This window comes from Pseudomonas sp. FP2294, from assembly GCF_030687625.1.
GTDB lineage: Bacteria > Pseudomonadota > Gammaproteobacteria > Pseudomonadales > Pseudomonadaceae > Aquipseudomonas > Aquipseudomonas shahriarae.
Window position 1 is genome coordinate 3,955,951 of the sequence record NZ_CP117441.1, and the last position, 15,299, is coordinate 3,971,249.

Consider the following 15,299-nt stretch of genomic DNA (forward strand, 5'->3'; position numbering starts at 1 on the left):
ACGCCCAATATCCATAGCATTTCGGCGAAGAGTAAAACGTTTCCACACCCTGCCACGCACAGGTTGAAAAATCATACAAAATGATTGACTTATCCTTTTCAATCAGTAAGATACGCCGCATTCCGCGATAGCTCAGTTGGTAGAGCAAATGACTGTTAATCATTGGGTCCCTGGTTCGAGTCCAGGTCGTGGAGCCATATCTCAATCGGATCACCCAAGCTGGTGATCCAGGCATAGCATAATCTACGCGTCGTCTCTGATTCTTCACTTTAGAGACCATTGCCATGAAAATCGCTGCAGTACTCTCAACAAAAGGCGGACCGGGGAAAACCACGGTCACAGCCAGTCTAGGCGCGTTCTGCGCCGACTCCGGTCTTCGCACCCTGCTCATTGATCTAGATAATCAGCCCTCGCTATCGTCGTTTTATGCATTAACGCATGAAGCACCTGGCGGCGCTTACGAGCTGATTGCCAACAATGAGACCCGACGCGATCAGATCATCTCCCAAACCTGCATACCCAACCTTTCCCTGATTCATTCAAATGATCCCTTCAACCAGCTAGGCACTCTGTTACTCCACGCCGCCGACGGACGCCTTCGACTCAAAAACCTCATCTCGACGTTTGAACCAGATTTCGACCTCGTACTGGTCGACACACAAGGCGCACGATCCATCATCCTGGAAATGGCCCTTTTAGGTGCCGACATGGCGATCTCCCCCATCACTCCAGATATGCTGACCGCTAGAGAGTTTCATCGCGGCATGCTTCAGCTTTACCGCGACCTTCAACCTCTAGCCGCTCTGGGGGCGGTGACACAACCACTCAGACTACAGTAGCCAACTTGCACTGGACGGCCCCCCTAACACCTGTTGAGGGTTTTCCCTGAGCCACTGCCCGTCTTTGCCAGACAAACTCACTGGGTAGCCTCGCAACTCGGAACGGCCCTGCAGGAAAGCAGCCGGGGGCTATTGCCGGTCTGGGTTCTCCAGCAAAGGCAGGCCATCAGTAAACAGCCGAACGGATGCCCATACGAACAGATGCGTTCATTCAGATAAGGGCATTTCGTTTGGCGAAGTCAGCCAAGCCTACTTGCGAGGTTAGTTTGAGCTTGCTTAACAAACGTTTTTTGTAGGCGCTGATATTCTTGTTGCTCAACAGCATGAGCTCGCCGATTTGCAGATTGCTCATGCCTCTGGCCAGTTGCTGCAGGACCACCAACTCACGGTTTGACAATGCACTGATCAGGTGCTGGTCGGAGGCGTCCTGGTCACCGCGACGAACCGAATCCGTTTCCAGACTGGGGAATACCGTATAGCCGGACATGACGGTCGTCAGTGCTTCACGGAACTTTTGCGGCTCATCCACTTTACAGATGTAACCGTCGGCCCCCATGCTTCGGCAGCGCGACGCATAAAACGTCGGCAGTTGGGAAGTGAGTACCAGGATTTTGCTGGGCAATTTCAACGCTTTGATGCGGCGGATAACTTCCAGGCCGTCGAGTTTTGGAAGGCCAATGTCCAGCACGATTAAATCCGGTTGATGCTGGCGAGCCAGTTGCACGGCATCTGCACCATTATTCGTTTCGGCTACCGTCTCAAACCGTTCTTGCGACAACAGCATCACCACGGCCGTGCGTATAAACGGGTGATCATCTACCACCAAGGCTGTATACATCCGTACTCCTAAGACATTTTATTCGATATAGGTATGAAAGATTTAAACGGATAAGAACCCATCATTCGTGGATATACCATTGGCGTGGCTCATCCGTACCGACTCGACATTCGGAGTTTGGCAGGTGCGCGATACCACACGGATGCTGCCGCTAAAAGTTGATCGAAGATAGGGATAGCGGGCTCCAGCCTGAACAACAAATTACTCGTAGGCCGGGAAAGAATTATCCGAAGTCACATCGCTGCCAACAATATCACTAATCTTGACCAGTTCAAGAACGCTCAGGCTAAGCCGGCCCATGGTCATGTTGGTAATCTGCAACGAGATGACGTTGTCATTGGTGGCATCGAACAGTTGCAATTGTGAAGTTTTTAATACTCCGAATAAGAGGGCTCCTGTCTTTTTCAGCAATAATTATCTGGTCGTTGCCGCGATTTTCATATAGGAACACTCTGAAAAAATGAATCGCACTGCGATGCTCCGACTCATTCTCTCACGGCGCATACCCTGCTTAGCTTCCACCGACCCACCGACTGAATACAGCGTGCCACGGCCCTATCTTTTCGTTGATTTGCTCCAGCACCGTGATCACCCGAGATGCCTCAGCTGTTTGCGCCATAGCAAATGCAAAAGTAAAACTCACACATCTTTAATGTCTAGCACCACAAATTAAATGCATATGAATTATAAAGCCATACAAAGAACTTACAACTTACTTAAAGCAAAAGCGCACAATTACGCCCACCTGCAGTAATTAAATGAACTCAAAAACAACATTTTTTATGTTTGGAACACTATTGCCTCACGAACCCGCAGCATCTCGCACAAAACATCTTCCTCTTTGGAAATCCAGACATAGCGAGCGAAAGAAGCGTTCAACCATGCTCATCCACGAACTGGAGATCCGTGTGAAAGCGTTTCTGCTTCTCAAGCCTGGCCTTCACTTATGGATATTTGTGCGTGGCGTAGTTGTCGACGATCAGGATGCGCAACGACCGTGTCGACCTATCTGGCGCGCACGTCATATAGCCAGGGTGTAGACAGTAATGGCCCTACTATGCTGTTCGTGGCCTAGTTGCTCGGGAAGAATGTTGAGTGAAAGATTGAAGCAATACCCCTGATCCTACAGGAGCCGCACGTTCATGAAACGGCTGAAACAGCAGGTCTTCCAGCACTCCATACTCCGTCAAACGTGAAAAGAAGTGCGACGCAGGCAACACCCCCAGTACGCGCCCGCGACTACTCATAAGTCAACTTAAAGGTTGCGTCGGCATCTCCCTTCCCCGGCGTCACCGCGCCGGTTGCGCGATACTGACTGAAGAATACCAGCGCGGCAGTGCGGCTCCCGTTTACAGGCGCAGTCGCCGCTAAGATGGTTTGCCCGAGTGGCAGGAGTGTGCGGTTCTGATCCAACAGGGCAATCGCGACATTTTTCGCCGAGCCGTTCCCGCTGAGAGCCAGCAGGCTCGGGTCAGTCGGGTTTGCGACGCCACTAAAGGTGACTGAGATACCCTTCTTCAGACCGTTGCAATTTTCCAGGTTAATCACAAAGCGTGCCGCAGGCATTGTTGGCAATGTACTGGTGGATTGCCGCACAGCCCAAGTGCCCATATACACATACTGATTGTCTGAACCGACACTCACCTCACAGCTCGCGGCCACTAACTTTGCGGTTATAAGTAAGTTAATCCTGGCCAACTCTGCTTGTGTCACGCTCGAAAAGCCGGACAACAATAGAAGCCCCAAGCCCAGCTGCCGATTTAATGTTCGCATAGCAGCCTCCTGTTATTGATAGTCAACCCGAAGATACGCCCGCGAGGTAACAGGCCCCTCCGCAGGTGGTTTCCCGGTAACACTGACCGGAAAGACTTTGATGGTGACGTTAGCGCTACCGTTGTTGTCCAGCTTAAATGGAATCAAGCTGTTGAACGAGTTCGGTCTCAGGTGCTTTTCGCTCTTGTCGGTGACCACGAAGCCGACGTCCGGATTAGTCGAGACAATGGCATCGCCACTGACGTCATCAGCTTGAACACGCATCGTCAGGCTGGCCTGCTGCTTGATATTGCTGCACTGCAGGGCAATGGATCGAACCTCGGGACTAACCCCCTCTGCCTTGGCACCGGCCGTTTTGAACGCTCCAGTGGAGATGCTGTTGGGAAAATCCACCGTCACGAGGTCATTCGTATCGAGCACGCAATTTTCAGGGACGGTAATGCTATAGTTCAAATACACTTTTGCAAAAATAACATTTTGAACACTGCATACCCCCTCACATGCTCCCCAAGTACCTAATAACAAATTCTTCCGGTAAACCCCTCCTACCATCTTTTGCGTAATTTTTATTGAGCTTTCCCAAGTCGTATCTACGAATTTATCGCCTGTCTTACCAGGCCGACAGGTACTCGTGTCAAGAACTGGCCGATTGAAGGGAGCGTAAGAATATCCGCAAACCCCGCGAAATCGAACAGCAACGGCAAGATAATCATCCACCGGCTGATAAACCCAGTTATCAGGGGCGGTGTTGTAAGGCGGCATAGAATTATTAAATCTTGTGAAAGAGATGCTCTTTAGCCCCTCCCCCATGCCCATTTGAAAAGAGTTCACAGTAAAGTTTGACGAGATCTTCGTTTGCCCTGGCTCATTGGCATGGCTGTCCAATGTTTCAGTCAGCGTCAAATTGATTGCTTGATTGCAGCCAGTACAATCGGCCATTGCCGGGACGCTACTGAGTATTAGCAACAGTCCAATCGCTCTGCTTAACATGATTACCACCCTACTCCCCACCATCACTGGCACTCTACTTTGGCGTAACTGACGACGTTGCCTTCGCTGCTTTTGGGTAACTGATAGCGGGCGTGACACGCCTGACGTGTTCCCGGCCCCCAGCTCACAGACAAGTCTCCCGTGAGCGGCAAGCCCGCCAGATAAACCTGACCGTTTTCACCGACGATGCTGCCGCCTTTGCCGTCCTGCCGTTCAACGGTAGAACCGAACGGCACAGGTTGGCCGTTGGTTTGCACCAGAGTCACCAGTGCTCTTACACCGACGCGCGTGATGAACTCGGCCCTTACCAGTGCACCGCGGGTAGGCACTACGTTCATGACGGGTTCGTCCAGATCGGCATTGTCTTTGAGCGAGGTGGTGTCCAGTGCGATTCGATTGGTGTGATAGGTGGTTGCATAAGGCATCACCGCGTAGCCGCGCCAGTCGGTCCTGACGCCGGTCGCGTTTTCAATCTTGACTCCAGTGGCGCCTGGCGCCTTGATCAACACGTTGGTATCCCCCAATGGCTGGCTGAAGGTCACGCCGTTGGCGTGGCCCACTAAACCGCCGCTCAGCCCAACGGTGACTTGCTGGTAGTTTCGGTTGTAGCTGTAACCGGCAGAGCCGTTGCCATAGCCGCCCTGATAGCGCAGATTCGCACTTCCGCTTGCGCCCCCCTGGTGACCGTAACCTTGTTGTACGCTGTAATTCAGGTTGTTATCCGCCGTTGCAGTACCACTTACACCTGCACGCTGGGTCATCTGACCGTGTGTATCGGTATTAGCCGAATAAGTGCCGTACATCGTGTTTCGGGAGCTGGTAATGTCGGTGCTCTTGCCGCCCTTGGACAGCCAGTCACCCAACGGAAAAGACAAGTTCAACGATAACTGGTTATCCGAACCGCCCATGCTCGCGCTTTTATTGTAGCTATACGTCACGTTGTAATTGATATCGCGCCAAAAGCCGCTATATCCCAACTGCCATAGATCATCGGTTTTGTCGCTGTTCCAGTAGGACTGACGGCTGCCGCTCAGGAATACCGAGCCTTTATTCCCCAATTGCTGGGTGACGCTCACTTGCGTATGGCCTTTGCGGGTGTAATTGAGGTTGAAGTAATCCTGGTAGGTCGGTTTTATCTCCACCGGCCCATCTTGAGCATTCACCTTGTACCCGCTCATTTGGCGGTAACTGGTATCATCCAGCGTATAAAAACCTTGGGTTGAAAAGCGATAGCCCAGCAATTGAAAGTTTGTGCCCAACTGGTTTAGCGACTTGGCATACAAAAAGCGCAACGATTGCCCCTGATGCCGGCTGTCATCGGCGAGTACGCTATTCGCCTGGGTCAAATCTGCCGACACTGCACCCCATGTCCCCAGGTTAACCCCCGACCCAACGGCGAAGGCAGTGTAATTGTTGGCGAGTTGCGAGCCACCATAAAGCGTGATGCCATGCGGGCCGCCCCAGATAACAGTACCTTGGCCAAAACCTGGTTTACCCTGTTCTATCGTGTTACTGCGATACTGCCCCACCGTCAGCGCATACTTTACCCGCCCTTCACGTTGCAGCACTGGCACTCCCGAGTAAGCCACAGTGAAAGTATTTTCCGAGCTATCAGCTTCGGTCACCGTAACTTTCAAGTCCCCGCTGCTGGAGGTAGGGTAAAGATCACTAATTTCAAAAGGTCCTGGCGCGACGTAGGTTTGATAAATGACATAGCCATTTTGTTTGATGGTGATTTTGGCATTACTGTTGGCAATCCCTCTCACGGTAGGTGCAAACCCGCGCAAACTGTCCGCCAGCATGTTGTCATCTGAAGCCAATTGCGCGCCGCGAAACCCCAAGCTGTTGAAAACGTCACTCGGGGTAGAGCTATCACCTAACGTCAGTTCTGACTTCAGGGGTGCAATCGTGCGTTGCGCATAGGTACTGATGCTCTGCCATTCGTTAGTGCCGCGTCCATAGCCGTTGCTGTAGATCAAGCTGGACGTGTTACGGAAACGCCAGGCACCCAAGTTAACACCGCTATCCAGCCCCAGAAAACCGTAGTTGGCGCTGCCCCCACCCATACTGTTACGGGTGTTGCTGCCGGTAAAGTTGTAGTTCAGCAACAATGCGTTAATGCCATGATCCCACTCATCGGGTGAAACGTAGCCCCGTGCATTACTTTTCAGAGCAGCCTGTGGGATGCTGATGTACAGACGCTGACCTTCAAAGTCGAACCGCGCCCCAGCCTGGGGTATGGCTGCCGCCAGATCGATGCACTTATCCGGCAGAGCGCCTTGCAGCAAGGTCAATGATTCAACTTTCACACCCACACGCTCCAAATGCTCACGGGTAATGCAGGCACTCAACCCGGAGTCATCCAACTGCGCTTCGCCTTCTGATGCACGATGGCGCGCTCCAAACGAAAGGTTCTGGGTGGACATATATTCATCATTCAAATAGATTTCAACGCGGTAGTTGCCCGGAGCCTGCCCTTCACCTTTTTCGAAACGCGAAAGGTCGGCGACCGCATTTGGGTCACCAGACAGAAAGGCCGGGTTAAAGAACTCCTCTGCCTTCGTGGCGGTACTGACAATGCAAGCCATGCAAAAGCTGACCGTAAAAAAAACACTGCCAGCAGACTTAGATTTATTAAGATTAATCGTTAGCATAAGCCCCTACCAGCACCTGAAAGCACGGCGCAACATGACGCTTTTCAAACGTTTCCATGCAGCGATGGAAAATCATTTACTTGAGCATGTGAGAATATTGAGCGGCAATGTAATTCAAACTTATTACTTCAATGGCACCGTTGTGACAGGCGTGATGGCGCCGTAATCATTTACTGTTTGGTAACTGACAGCTCCTGAAGCACTGTCTGGAATCGACACACTACTGTTGCTCATCGGCGGAACCATAGTATTTGGCAAGTTACGCGTACCGATCGCCAGACTGACGAGCGAAACATAATAGGGCGATGGGTTCTCAATCTTCAGCACTTCGCCCTGACGCGAGAACTTCAATTGCCCAGGTGCGTCAGCAGCAGTTGAAGGCAAATTGGCAGGCCGCACAAACAACTTGACCCGCGACAAGATAGCAATCTGCAGTACGTTCTTATCCTGTACATCGTCACGCTCAACAGCAGGAATGGCCTTGCTGTTTAGCCAAAATACACTTTCGCGGTCTTTCGGCAAATCAGCGCCGACATACATGATGCGCAAGGTATTCTCACTTTTGGGTTTACTGACAAACAATGGTGGCGTCACCACAAAATCAGACGACTTCTTCTCAGCAACGTCATCAACCCACGATTGAATCAGGAAACGATTTTTTTTGTCGCTGTTGTTCACCGCCAGCGATACTTGTTTGGCGCCGGCCGGATAAACAACTCGCGTTGCGCCCAGCGCAACACCACCAGCCTGTGCCGTTAAGGTGTAAAAGGAGCTGAATATAACAATTAAGCCAGCTGTTACATTGCGAAAGCGTAAAGCGTACTTTATCAACACAAAAACCCCTTTAAATTAACAAGTACAACGCCTGCCCGGTAGCGATCATTGGTACGAAACAGCAAACCAGGTACAGGTATTCGCGTTACCGCCGTTCATCTCACGAGCAGAAAAACGAAACAACATCGCACCCTCACGCAGAAGAACCAGTGACTCGGATGCAGCGTTAGGCACAACGCCGTTTCCGGCATTACAAAAATTAGCCAGCCCGACGCTGGCAGCAGAGTTTTTACCACTCTCTATACTGAAATTTGCACAACGCGCTCAGCCGAAACACCGCAGGCTTGCGCCGTAATTGCACCACAGATATGAACAACCCCACCATTGATCAGTACGTTGTATTTGTTGCTAGCAACAGCAGTCAAAGAACGACAGAACAGAGCCGCGCATAGCGGTGTTTAGCACTCAAAAACAACCCCCAGATGCGATTAGCCCTGCCACCTTCCCTGGCAGCACTGTCGTCCTTAGTATCCGTGTGCTACAGAAGCATTACTCGTATTGCATGGTAAAGGTTGCGTCTGCGTCTGCCGCACCCGGCGTCACTGCCGCAAGCGTTGACTTATAACGCGCATTGAGTGCCAACACGTTGTCGCCATCTTTCAGCTGGTGAGACGCAGAGAACATCCCGCTATTGGGCACTAACACTGCCCCCTGACTATCGGATATTTCAATACCCACACCGCCGGCTGCACCGGACGAACCGCCACCGATATTGCTGACAGCAAGCACGCTAGGGTCAGCAGCATCAACGGTACCAGTGAAGGCCACAGAAGCCTTGGAAGAAACTGTACTGTCACAATCCTGCAACTTGATAGTGAAAGGAACCAATCCAGTTTTGTCGCCTACCGCTTTGAACTTCGCAGATCGGTACTGCCCCAATGTTACTGTCTGGTCCGCTGAGTCGGCACTGACCGAGCAGGCAGCATTAACAATTTCACCTTTAAAATGTACGGTCCCACCGTTCGACAGAACCGGGGCGGCCATAACACCAATGCTGGACATCAGCAAAGACGCCGCCACAAGAGTCTGTACAGAAGAATTAATACGCATGCTTTTTAGCTCCTGGATAGTTATTAGTGCTTAAACACTTGGAAAATCAAAATGAATCTGCACTTGCGAGATAAACCGAGCAAGTTCAAAAATATTACCTAACAACTAAGAAAAAGAAATGTAGAAAATTCACCTTTTTTACAGCGAAATTTCATTCTAGTGCAAACACTCACCCACCCCTTCCTCCCTCAACTAATAGTGTGACACCCCCCCTGTAAAATCCCCGATCAAGTTCGAGGACATGCCGAAATACGCACAACTAACTGATCCGAGTCAGCCATGAACCAGATAAGCTTTTCTGATTGTGAGTACGCCGATAAACTCAAGTAAACACGGCGCAAATGTTTCCTCGCCGAGATGGATATAGTTACGCCCTAGGCAGACCTATTGGGGCTGATCGAGACTTTCTAGCCCAAGGCCGGCGGCGGCATAAAATTGAGACCATGCATTTATTCATCCGTCACAGAACTGGTTATTCCTGAGTGATCCAGCCATGGAAGAAGCTCTTTACGAAACCGACGATCATAAGCGTTCAGCGCTTACTGAAGAAGTATAGGCTCGCCCCTGCAACCCTTGTAGCCATCACCGGCTACTTGCAAGAAAAGACCTGTCGCTGCGCCAGGACACCCTCGTCGATTCTACTATCATTCATGTTTCAAGCTTGGCCAATAACGTGGAAGGAGCGCGCAATCTCTAACCCCTCCACTGGCTTTCCAAACCAACAAAATCCAATCTCCAAAGACCCACCACAAGAAGGTGGTGACCTAAAGCTTTAATTCGTAGTTAAAGAATCCAATCCAACTCAAGAAAGCAGTACCTGATTGGATGCGTGGTACCGATAGTGGTCGTAACTCTGAAGATATTTCCTCTTTGACAAAGACACCAAACAAAACACGAGAGCCGTGATGGCCTCTAATTAAAATGCTCACAAAAATCTTTAACATGATCAAGCCGCCGCTGAACCATCGAAAATATACAGAGACTTTCCCAGCCGACGCCCCCCACAATAAAGTATTTACACTACTGTCCTGGCACCGCGCATTCAATCACGAATGACTGGCCACCCTCCTGCCGTCCATGCCAGCCAGGTACGGGACTCCAAAGCACTGCCCCCCTAGAAGCAAGCCGATGTGCGCACGCAGCATCGGACGCCAACGTAATTAAACGTAACGCACTGAGCTCGTTGAACGCGGCGGCATTCATGATCATGCTGAAAACTTGCGAAGGCCATCTCAGGAAAAATCTTATCAGGGTAAAAAAAGAAACAAATAGGAGTGGGACTAAAATTAAGAGCCGCACGATTCAGTCGTCGTTTTATACCTTAACGCATGAGGTATCTGGCGGCGCTTACGAACTGATCGCCAACGCAGCCCGATCATCTGCCTCACCTGCATTCCCAAGCCACCACTCTCAGTAGCCGGCCACTCAAATGGCAGCCCCAAAAAAACATTGTTAATACGAAACATTATCATTAAAGTGCATGACTTTCCGCTGCGTGACCCCTGCCAATGTCGAGCATGACCACCGACGAGCTTGAGCTGGCCTTCCGGGCCCATGCCAGCGAGTTGCGTTCGTTTCTTCATCGCCAGTTGCGAAATCCTGAGGCTGCGGCCGATCTGACTCAGGAAACCTACCTCCGCCTGCTCCGTCAGCCGCCGCGCAAGCCGGTGCTCAATCTTCGCGGTTTTATCTTTAAGATTGCTCGAAACTTGGCCATTGATCATGCACGCAGCAGGCAAACCCGAGAGCACCTCGACGAAGGCATGGGCTATCTTTACGAAGTGACAGGTGAAAGCCCGGCGCTGTTCGATGTCGTGGTTGCACAACAAGATCTCGCGGCAATGGCCCACGCCCTGCACCGTTTACCTGCCCAGTGCCAGCAAATATTTACGTTGTGTCGGCTGCAAAACCTGCCCCACAAAGAAGTGGCTTTGCAACTGCAAGTCTCGACCAGTACGGTTGAAAAACAATTAGCCATTGCGCTCGGCTTTCTCAGCCAATGCCTACAACGATAGCCGGTATGCACGATCAACCCGACACCACCCCGTCCGTTACCGAGGTTCAGCGCACTGCCCATGCATGGGTGATTCGCCTCACCTCGGGTTCGGCGCTGCCCTCTGATCGGGCAGAGGCACGGGCGTGGTGCGAGCAGGCACCGGAGCATCAGCGGGCTTTTGTCGAGGCGCGGCGGGTGTGGTGTTTAAGTGCGTATCTGGCCGAGCCTCCCGCTGCAGTACGGCCATCTTCGCGGCGAATGTGGGCGATGGGCATCGCGGCGTCGTTGGTGCTCGGTCTTGGTGTGGCGTGGATGCAACGCATGGCATTGGATGCGGACTATTACACTGGCACCGGTGAGCGTCGACAGGTCGTCCTTGCTGATGGCTCGCACATCACCCTGAATGCCAACAGCGCTGTCGATGTGAATCTCACGGGCAATGGGCGGCGCATTACCCTGCGCAAGGGCGAGGCCCTGTTCAATGTAACGCCGGACCCGCAGCGCCCCTTCAGTGTGCAGGCTGGTGCCTTCAACGCAACGGCCCTGGGTACGATCTACGCAGTGCGCCGTGAGGGCGAACACGTTGATGTCACGGTGCGCCGCGGCCGTGTGGCCGTCACCGACGGACCTGACACGCTGACGCTGGGCGTTGGCGAGACCGTTGCCGGACGTGCCGACGGCCTGGGCGCCAAGCAGCGTGTGGATGTCGACAAGAGTCTGGCGTGGGAGCAGGGTCGCTTGGTATTTGAGCTGACACCACTGGCGCAGGTGTTGGAGCAGGTCGAACGCTATCGGCCGGGAATTTTCATAATACGAGACCCGCGTCTGGGCGCGCTCAAGGTCAGCGGCACCTTTCAACTCGATCATTTGGACGAAGGCTTGGCCACGTTGGAGAAGGTCTTCCCACTCAGAATCGAGCGCTACACGAACTACCTGCTGGTGGTTTCACCCAAAACTTAACTATTTTTACGGTTATGGGCGTGTCGCCCGTCTTCCCTCCCTATAGCGATAATGATTCGTATTAGGGAGAGCTCCGATGCACCATCCGTTACCTAAAGGTTTGCGAGTCAAATCTTTGTCCGTAACCCCACTGACAATGCTGTGCATGCTGATATCCGGCCTGGCGGTTGCCGACCCCCACTCATTCGATATCGCACCGCAACCCCTGGCAGGCGCACTGAACCGCCTGGCCGCTCAAAGCGGTTTACAGGTGATATTCGATGGCACGTTGGTATTGGGCAAGCACAGCCCTGGGGTCGTCGGTTCCAAAGAACCGGAGGCCGCATTGGCTGAACTGCTGCAAGGCAGCGGCTTGACCTGGCGGGCTACCGGTGGGAATAGCGTGATGCTGGAGAAAGCCCCTGAATCGAGCGGCCCCCTGCAATTGGGGGCAACGGCAATCGTCGGTCAGGAACTGGGCGAAATGACCGAGAACACCGGTTCCTACACCACCGGGGCCATGCAGACTGCCACCAAGCTGCCCTTGACCTTGCGCGAAACACCGCAGTCGGTCAGCGTGGTCACGCGCAAGCGCATGGACGACAAGGCCATGACCAGCATCAGCGATGTCGCCAAAAGTGCGCCGGGGATTTTTCTCAATAACTCCGGCGGGGCTGGCCGGCCGACGTTCAGTGCGCGCGGCTTCGACATCGACAACATCATGTACGACGGTTTTCCCACCAGCTTCCTGACCTACCTGCCCAGCGGGGAAGCCAACCTGGCCATGTATGACCGGGTCGAGATCGTTCGTGGCGCCAGCGGACTGGCCCAGGGCGCGGGCAACCCTGCTGGCGCCATCAACCTGGTGCGCAAGCGCCCGACCCATAAATTCCAGGCCACGCTCACCGGCAGTGCCGGCAGTTGGGATGATTACTCCGGCACCCTGGATGTCGGCGGCCCACTCAATGAAAACGGCACACTGCGCGCCCGCACCGTGGTCTCGCGGCAAGACGCCAAAAGCTTCCGAGACTCGGTGGAGAGTGATGCCGATCTGTTCTACGGCGTGGTCGACGCCGACCTGAGCGATGACTCCACCCTGACACTCGGGGCTTACCGGCAGAAGAACCACACCAACTACATTTGGGGCGGATTGCCCATGGCACGTGGCGGCGGTCATCTGGGGCTGCCACGCGACACCTTCCTGGGGCATGACTGGGAATACTCGGACAATCGCACCACTGGCTATTTCGCGACCCTGGAGCAAGGCTTGGCCAACGACTGGAAGCTGCGCCTGGCAGCCATGCAGTCCAAGACCGACACCGACGTGCTGGCCTCTTCGGTGTGGGATTACGATCGCCACTATCTATGGACAGAAGCCATGGAGCAGAAGGAGACCGGCTACGACCTGGCACTCAGCGGCCCCTTCCAGATGCTCGGCCAAGAGCATGACCTGACGGTCGGCCTCAGTCGGCGCGAGCTGGATTATCGTTCCGGTAAGGCCTGGAGCGCGTTCATCGACACGGGCAGCAATCCCTTCGAGTGGGACCCTCGGGGTCACGCCAAACCCGATTACGTCAGGGGCGACAACGGCCTGCCAGAGACCACCACTCAAGACAGTTTCTATGCCAGCACCCGCCTGCGTTTGACCGAGCCACTGTCGCTGATTCTCGGCAGCCGCCTGGACTGGTACGCGTTCGAAGACAGCGCCAACAGTGAAGGCAATTACAAGGTTACGCGTAATCTGACCCGCTACGCCGGCCTGGTCTACGATCTGGACGCCAATCACTCGGTCTATGTCAGCTACACCGATATCTTCAAGCCCCAGAGCAACAAAGGCCTCGACCGAAAAGTGATCGCACCGATAGTGGGCGAGAACTACGAAGTGGGCATCAAGGGCGAATATTTTGATGGCGCGCTGAACGCCAGCATGGCGGTTTTCCAGGTCGATCAGAAGAATCGCGCCCAGGACCTGCCCGATTTCAAAGGCTGCGGTTCGGGCCCCGCCAGTGAATGCTCTGAGGCTGCCGGCCTGGTGCGCAGCAAGGGCATTGACCTGGAAATCCAGGGCGCCCTGACCGACGACTTGCAATTGTCCGCCGGTTACACCTACACCCAGACGAAATACGTCAACGACGCCAACGCCGCCCGCGAGGGCGAGGACTTCGACCGCGCTAAACCGCGCCAACTGTTCAAGCTGTCGACAATCTACAGCCTGCCCGGTGAGCTGCAGCGCTGGCGCGTTGGCGGTGATGTCTACCAGCAGAGCCGCATCCGCACCTCGGGCGGCACCGGCGCCACTGCCTGGAAAAACCAGCAGGGCTCGTACACGGTGGTCGGCCTGGTGGCAGGGTACAAGGCCAGTGAGCAACTGGACCTGCAACTCAACCTCAACAACCTGTTTGACCGCACCTACTACAGCAGCGTAGCCAATGGCGGCTATACCCCGTACGACATCTACGGCGACCCCCGTAATGTGAAACTGACCGCCCGCTACAGCTTCTAAACAGCCGTTTGTCGCCAGATCCAGGGAAGGATCCGGCCGTGGCCCGGCCGGTATAAAAACGCTTGTGACCTCATCCTCCGGTGGGGCATCAATGCCCTGTCTGTATATTCGAGTTCAGGTCGTGAGCCCCACGCCAGCAGCAGCCTGCAGACATGCAGGTTTTCTTGCCCGAGATTTATCTTGCAACCCTCCCGACAGGACGTCGCCCCGTGAAAAAGAAGCATGACCATCCCCTTTTCAAACCCCGTCGCCCCACCGCTACCCTGACACCGAAAAAGCCCCGGTTCTCCTCCGGCACAGTCCTCTCGCTGGCGGCCGTGGTGATTTCCATTGCCGCCGCGTCGATTTCCTTCTGGCAGTTGGACCTGATGCGTGAGCACAACCGGCTGTCTGTCAGGCCGTATCTGATGGTCACCCCCCACCTGACCGCAGAAAAAGCAGGCCTGTATCTTTCCAACGAAGGTATCGGGCCAGGCATCATCACCTCATTCAAAATCCGGGTGGGTGGCGAACAATTCGACGGTCTGGGTGACAGTCGTTGGCCAGCCGTGTTGAAAAAAGCCCGGCTAAAACCCGAGTGCTTCTCCAAAGGCTGGCCCACCGAGGGTGCGGCTGTCAGGCCCGGCAATGAGATAGCCATCCTATCGCCGACCAAGAGCACACAATTTGGGGGCTATTGCCTGTTTCAACTCAGTCTTTTCCTGCAAGAGAATGAAGTGTTTGCCGATATGGAATATGAATCGCTCTACAAGGAGCGCTTTACCTTTTCGGCCCGTGTGACGATCAATGAAGCGATGGATATAGGCGCCCTGAGCAAACTGCTGTCCGACTGACAGCACTGTTAGCGGGCCTGTCGATGAACACCCGCCAGGGCCTTGCCGAC

Annotated in this window: 12 protein-coding genes, 1 tRNA gene and 1 pseudogene; 7 read left to right on the forward strand and 7 right to left on the reverse strand. The window is 53.7% G+C overall.

Annotated features, from left to right (window positions below; genetic code table 11):
- Positions 1 to 121 precede the first annotated feature (121 nt).
- Both PSH73_RS17615 and PSH73_RS17620 read left to right on the forward strand, forming a co-directional pair.
- A tRNA-Asn gene (locus PSH73_RS17615) sits at positions 122 to 197 on the forward strand.
- 87 nt (positions 198 to 284) lie between these two features.
- Entirely contained in the window at positions 285 to 839 is a 555-nt protein-coding gene (locus tag PSH73_RS17620; RefSeq protein ID WP_081044290.1) for a ParA family protein, read from the forward strand.
- Between the two features lie 211 nt (positions 840 to 1,050).
- On the opposite strand, the gene PSH73_RS17625 is transcribed toward PSH73_RS17620, so the two are convergent.
- From PSH73_RS17625 to fimA, 7 genes are all read right to left on the reverse strand, one after another.
- Entirely contained in the window at positions 1,051 to 1,677 is a 627-nt protein-coding gene (locus tag PSH73_RS17625) for a response regulator transcription factor (protein WP_057960259.1), read from the reverse strand.
- A gap of 201 nt (positions 1,678 to 1,878) precedes the next feature.
- Entirely contained in the window at positions 1,879 to 2,037 is a 159-nt protein-coding gene (locus PSH73_RS17630) for a hypothetical protein (protein ID WP_162947751.1), read from the reverse strand.
- 879 nt (positions 2,038 to 2,916) lie between these two features.
- The gene (locus PSH73_RS17635) at positions 2,917 to 3,450 is read right to left on the reverse strand and encodes a fimbrial protein (protein WP_305461106.1); all 534 of its coding nucleotides are present in this window, start codon (positions 3,448 to 3,450) and stop codon (positions 2,917 to 2,919) included.
- A gap of 12 nt (positions 3,451 to 3,462) precedes the next feature.
- Positions 3,463 to 4,440, reverse strand: a complete 978-nt coding sequence (locus PSH73_RS17640; RefSeq protein ID WP_169989658.1) for a fimbrial protein — start codon at positions 4,438 to 4,440, stop codon at positions 3,463 to 3,465.
- Between the two features lie 23 nt (positions 4,441 to 4,463).
- Positions 4,464 to 7,094, reverse strand: a complete 2,631-nt coding sequence (locus PSH73_RS17645) for a fimbrial biogenesis usher protein (protein WP_305461109.1) — start codon at positions 7,092 to 7,094, stop codon at positions 4,464 to 4,466.
- Between the two features lie 123 nt (positions 7,095 to 7,217).
- Positions 7,218 to 7,928, reverse strand: coding sequence for a fimbria/pilus periplasmic chaperone (locus PSH73_RS17650; protein ID WP_239688440.1), 711 nt, complete (start codon positions 7,926 to 7,928; stop codon positions 7,218 to 7,220).
- A gap of 489 nt (positions 7,929 to 8,417) precedes the next feature.
- Positions 8,418 to 8,978 (reverse strand): type 1 fimbrial major subunit FimA, encoded by a 561-nt coding sequence (fimA, locus tag PSH73_RS17655; protein ID WP_057960263.1) that lies wholly within the window; start codon positions 8,976 to 8,978, stop codon positions 8,418 to 8,420.
- Positions 8,979 to 9,257: 279 nt separating this feature from the next.
- Between fimA and PSH73_RS17660 the strand changes: the two are divergent.
- From PSH73_RS17660 to PSH73_RS17680, 5 genes and pseudogenes are all read left to right on the forward strand, one after another.
- A pseudogene (locus PSH73_RS17660) lies at positions 9,258 to 9,669 on the forward strand (IS5/IS1182 family transposase); the annotation flags it as partial.
- Between the two features lie 826 nt (positions 9,670 to 10,495).
- Positions 10,496 to 10,993: an RNA polymerase sigma factor gene (locus tag PSH73_RS17665; protein ID WP_225923810.1), complete on the forward strand. Its 498-nt coding sequence runs from the start codon at positions 10,496 to 10,498 to the stop codon at positions 10,991 to 10,993.
- A gap of 5 nt (positions 10,994 to 10,998) precedes the next feature.
- Positions 10,999 to 11,934 (forward strand): FecR family protein, encoded by a 936-nt coding sequence (locus PSH73_RS17670; protein ID WP_305461111.1) that lies wholly within the window; start codon positions 10,999 to 11,001, stop codon positions 11,932 to 11,934.
- A gap of 145 nt (positions 11,935 to 12,079) precedes the next feature.
- Entirely contained in the window at positions 12,080 to 14,416 is a 2,337-nt protein-coding gene (locus tag PSH73_RS17675; protein ID WP_233098365.1) for a TonB-dependent receptor, read from the forward strand.
- Between the two features lie 209 nt (positions 14,417 to 14,625).
- On the forward strand, positions 14,626 to 15,249 hold the full coding sequence (locus PSH73_RS17680) for a hypothetical protein (RefSeq protein WP_198817676.1): 624 nt from the start codon (positions 14,626 to 14,628) through the stop codon (positions 15,247 to 15,249).
- Positions 15,250 to 15,299: the final 50 nt, after the last annotated feature.

Excerpts from the sequence above, each read along its gene's own strand:
- PSH73_RS17620 (WP_081044290.1), top strand. The coding sequence starts at position 285 with ATGAAAATCGCTGCAGTACTCTCAACAAAAGGCGGACCGGGGAAAACC.
- PSH73_RS17625 (WP_057960259.1), bottom strand. The coding sequence starts at position 1,677 with ATGTATACAGCCTTGGTGGTAGATGATCACCCGTTTATACGCACGGCC.
- PSH73_RS17635 (WP_305461106.1), bottom strand. The coding sequence starts at position 3,450 with ATGCGAACATTAAATCGGCAGCTGGGCTTGGGGCTTCTATTGTTGTCC.
- PSH73_RS17640 (WP_169989658.1), bottom strand. The coding sequence starts at position 4,440 with ATGTTAAGCAGAGCGATTGGACTGTTGCTAATACTCAGTAGCGTCCCG.
- PSH73_RS17645 (WP_305461109.1), bottom strand. The coding sequence starts at position 7,094 with ATGCTAACGATTAATCTTAATAAATCTAAGTCTGCTGGCAGTGTTTTT.
- fimA (WP_057960263.1), bottom strand. The coding sequence starts at position 8,978 with ATGCGTATTAATTCTTCTGTACAGACTCTTGTGGCGGCGTCTTTGCTG.
- PSH73_RS17665 (WP_225923810.1), top strand. The coding sequence starts at position 10,496 with ATGACCACCGACGAGCTTGAGCTGGCCTTCCGGGCCCATGCCAGCGAG.
- PSH73_RS17670 (WP_305461111.1), top strand. The coding sequence starts at position 10,999 with ATGCACGATCAACCCGACACCACCCCGTCCGTTACCGAGGTTCAGCGC.
- PSH73_RS17675 (WP_233098365.1), top strand. The coding sequence starts at position 12,080 with ATGCTGATATCCGGCCTGGCGGTTGCCGACCCCCACTCATTCGATATC.